The following is a 2,422-nucleotide window of genomic DNA, read 5'->3' as shown; positions in this document are numbered from 1 at the left end:
CCGCCACGCGTGATTGACACTCGCTCACGCTCGTGTTATGCCGCGTCCCGCGGCATGGGTCGGGGCTCGCGCCCCGAGGCCGGACGCTCCGCGTCCGGGTGGCGCCGCGTCCCGCGGCGCGGGGCCGGCCCGCTGCGCGGCCCGGGGGGTCGGCCGCGTCCCGCTGCGCGGTACGCTCCCCCTCATGAACGATGGCGGTGAAGCACAGCTGACCGTGACCACCCCGGCCGGCCCGATCCTGGCGGGCTCGCTCGCCTATCTCGCCCTTCACGCGCGGTGTTTCGGGGAGGGGCTCCCCTTCACCTACCGGGACCCGTTCGACCCCGAGGACCCCGAGGCGGAACGGCCCCTGCGCCGTGCCCGGCTGACGATCGTTGATGAGGGCCTGGTCCCGGCCGATGGCGCTACCCTGGTCGGTGATTGACCGGTCCATCACACCGAGGAGTACCCATGTCTCTGGACAAGTGGCAGCAGCGCGAGGTTGCCGAGCACGCGCGGAACAACGATCTGAGTGAGGGCGAGGCCCTGCGGGAGCTGCACCCGGAGGAGGCCCCGGAGGTGCCGGCGCGGCGTACGGCCAAGGCTCCCGAGGCCAAGGCGCCCGCGACCAAGGCTCCCGAGGCCAAGGCGCCCGCGACCAAGGCGCCCGAGCAGAAGTAGGTTCCCGCGTCTTGGGGGGCGCGGGGGTTGCGCACGGTGGTCGTCACTGTGCGCACTGAAGCCCCCTACTTATGGCCGATCCTTGGCCATAGGTAGGGGGCTTCAGCGTGTACGATCCCGGTGGGGGTGAAGGCCATTCTGTGGCCATCACCTGGAGATCCCGTGGGGGTCTCCTGGCCGGCCCTGGGGTGCGCGCCCCAGGGCCGTGCTTATTCCCCGTCTTGGTCGAGGTACGCCCGGTCTGGCACCTCGGTTACGGTGATGGTGGCGGGCGTGCAGCCTGGTCCGTCTACGCGAGCGGGGGGCGTACGGCGTCCCATGGAGGACACCGCGTCGAACCGTGTTCCCTGCGGTTCCCGCGCGACTACTCCCGCGGTCGTGACGTATGCGTAGCCGTGCTCGACCTCGAATGTCCAGCCGCGGGTGTGCGGGAGGAACCCGTCAGCTTCCGGCCAGACCTCCCGCGCCTTCCTGTGTGCCAGCTGCTCCGCGGTGCCGGCGCCGAACATCCGGTCGGCCAACTCCGCTTCAGTCGGCATGCTGTGCGGTGCGGTGGCTCCGGCCGGGGGCTCCGGCTGCACTTCCGCTCGAGGGTCGGGGAGGTCCTGGACCATGATGCGCGCGGCCCCGCTGTACGTGGTCTCTCCGCTGTCCGGATCGACCACGTCATACGTGAACCGCAAGATCTCGTCGGTGCGGCTTGCCTTGGCCACCAGAATGGCCAGGGGCAGGGACTGGTGATACAGCTCCCCGTGCGGGGAAGTGATGCTGATCTGTAGTTCGTTGCCGTCCACCCACACGCTCGGCTCAGTCACTGGAAGGTTCCTCCCTCGTTCACGGGAATTCGATCTCCACATCATCGCCCTCGAACTGGATGCCCGGTTCCTCGGGCACGTTGTGCGCCTGCGCGGTGCCGCTCTGGAAGACGTCCGCGGCGGCCTCGGGGCCGGCCGTGGCCCACGTGCGGATCACGCGGGCCATGACCGACTTCATCGGGTAGAGGGTGGTCGTGCGGTAGGCGGTGCGGTTCTTGTAGCCGTTCCAGTTGATTTCGGCCGTGACCGTGACGCGGTTGGGTACGCCCTTGGAGGCGAGGGCGCGGCGGGTTCGGGGGAGGGTGACCAGCCGGTTGAAGAGGGTCTCCAGCTTGCGCACCGAGGCCGCGCCGGGCTTCTGCTCGCCCTTGCGCCACCGTTCCCAGGTGCGGGGGGAGATCCCCGCGGCCTTGGCCGCGCGGACTCCTGCCGATCCCTTCCGGTCGCCCTGCTGGGAGAGGGTCTTCTCCAGCTGGTTCATGCGGGCCGTGAGGCCGCGTCGCTGGGTGATGGGGGTCTTCACCTCGGTGAGGCGGTATCGGGCGCGTAGGGCCGCGTCGAGGGCCCCGGCGAGATCAGCCACGCCCGCCCCCGGGAATGATGGTGTCCGCGCGGCCCAGCTCCAGGGCATCGGCCATATCGCGCAGGGCCTTGATGACGGTGTGGCGGGGGACCTTGCCGAGAACCTGCGCGTGTCCGTCGAACCCGACCGAGACCAGGAATGCGGGCATCTCTTCCAGCACGACCACATACCCGGACGGTGGCGGGAGGGTGTCAGCCACGGTTTTTCTCCTGCCCTGTCTCGTTGATGAACTGGGCCACGGTGTCAGGGTTGCCGTACCAAATGGCGGTGGCGACCGGTGCGTCCCAGATGTGTTCCCACTGGCCGGTGAGGTACAGCTGCCGGAAGGTGGCCGCGTGGATGTAGCCCTTGGAGTCGGTCACGG

5 protein-coding genes are annotated in these 2,422 nt (G+C 69.7%); 2 read left to right on the top strand and 3 right to left on the bottom strand.

Features of this window, described 5'->3' with window-relative positions:
* Positions 1-184 precede the first annotated feature (184 nt).
* Together AQI94_RS42030 and AQI94_RS45420 are read left to right on the top strand one after the other, a co-directional pair.
* Positions 185-424: a hypothetical protein gene (locus AQI94_RS42030; protein WP_030498781.1), complete on the top strand. Its 240-nt coding sequence runs from the start codon at positions 185-187 to the stop codon at positions 422-424.
* A gap of 26 nt (positions 425-450) precedes the next feature.
* Positions 451-660: a hypothetical protein gene (locus AQI94_RS45420; RefSeq protein WP_030498782.1), complete on the top strand. Its 210-nt coding sequence runs from the start codon at positions 451-453 to the stop codon at positions 658-660.
* A gap of 209 nt (positions 661-869) precedes the next feature.
* Here AQI94_RS45420 and AQI94_RS42020 read toward each other — a convergent pair whose 3' ends face one another.
* Genes AQI94_RS42020 through AQI94_RS42010 form a run of 3 tightly spaced genes read right to left on the bottom strand, consistent with a single transcriptional unit; the run spans position 870 to position 2,257 of the window.
* A complete protein-coding gene (locus AQI94_RS42020; RefSeq protein WP_158806473.1) occupies positions 870-1,454 on the bottom strand; it encodes a hypothetical protein in 585 nt (194 codons plus the stop codon).
* Between the two features lie 40 nt (positions 1,455-1,494).
* Positions 1,495-2,058: a hypothetical protein gene (locus AQI94_RS42015; protein WP_036417067.1), complete on the bottom strand. Its 564-nt coding sequence runs from the start codon at positions 2,056-2,058 to the stop codon at positions 1,495-1,497.
* Positions 2,051-2,257 (bottom strand): hypothetical protein, encoded by a 207-nt coding sequence (locus AQI94_RS42010; protein WP_030498770.1) that lies wholly within the window; start codon positions 2,255-2,257, stop codon positions 2,051-2,053. Before AQI94_RS42010 ends, AQI94_RS42015 begins: the two co-directional genes overlap by 8 nt.
* Positions 2,258-2,422: the final 165 nt, after the last annotated feature.

Origin of the sequence: Streptomyces pseudovenezuelae (genome assembly GCF_001513955.1) — a bacterium.
GTDB lineage: Bacteria > Actinomycetota > Actinomycetes > Streptomycetales > Streptomycetaceae > Streptomyces > Streptomyces pseudovenezuelae.
This window is presented reverse-complemented; position numbering and strand designations above follow the sequence as displayed.

What these genes read in the sequence shown, in the direction of transcription:
- AQI94_RS45420 (WP_030498782.1), top strand. Translation starts at nt 451, where the DNA reads ATGTCTCTGGACAAGTGGCAGCAGCGCGAGGTTGCCGAGCACGCGCGG.
- AQI94_RS42030 (WP_030498781.1), top strand. Translation starts at nt 185, where the DNA reads ATGAACGATGGCGGTGAAGCACAGCTGACCGTGACCACCCCGGCCGGC.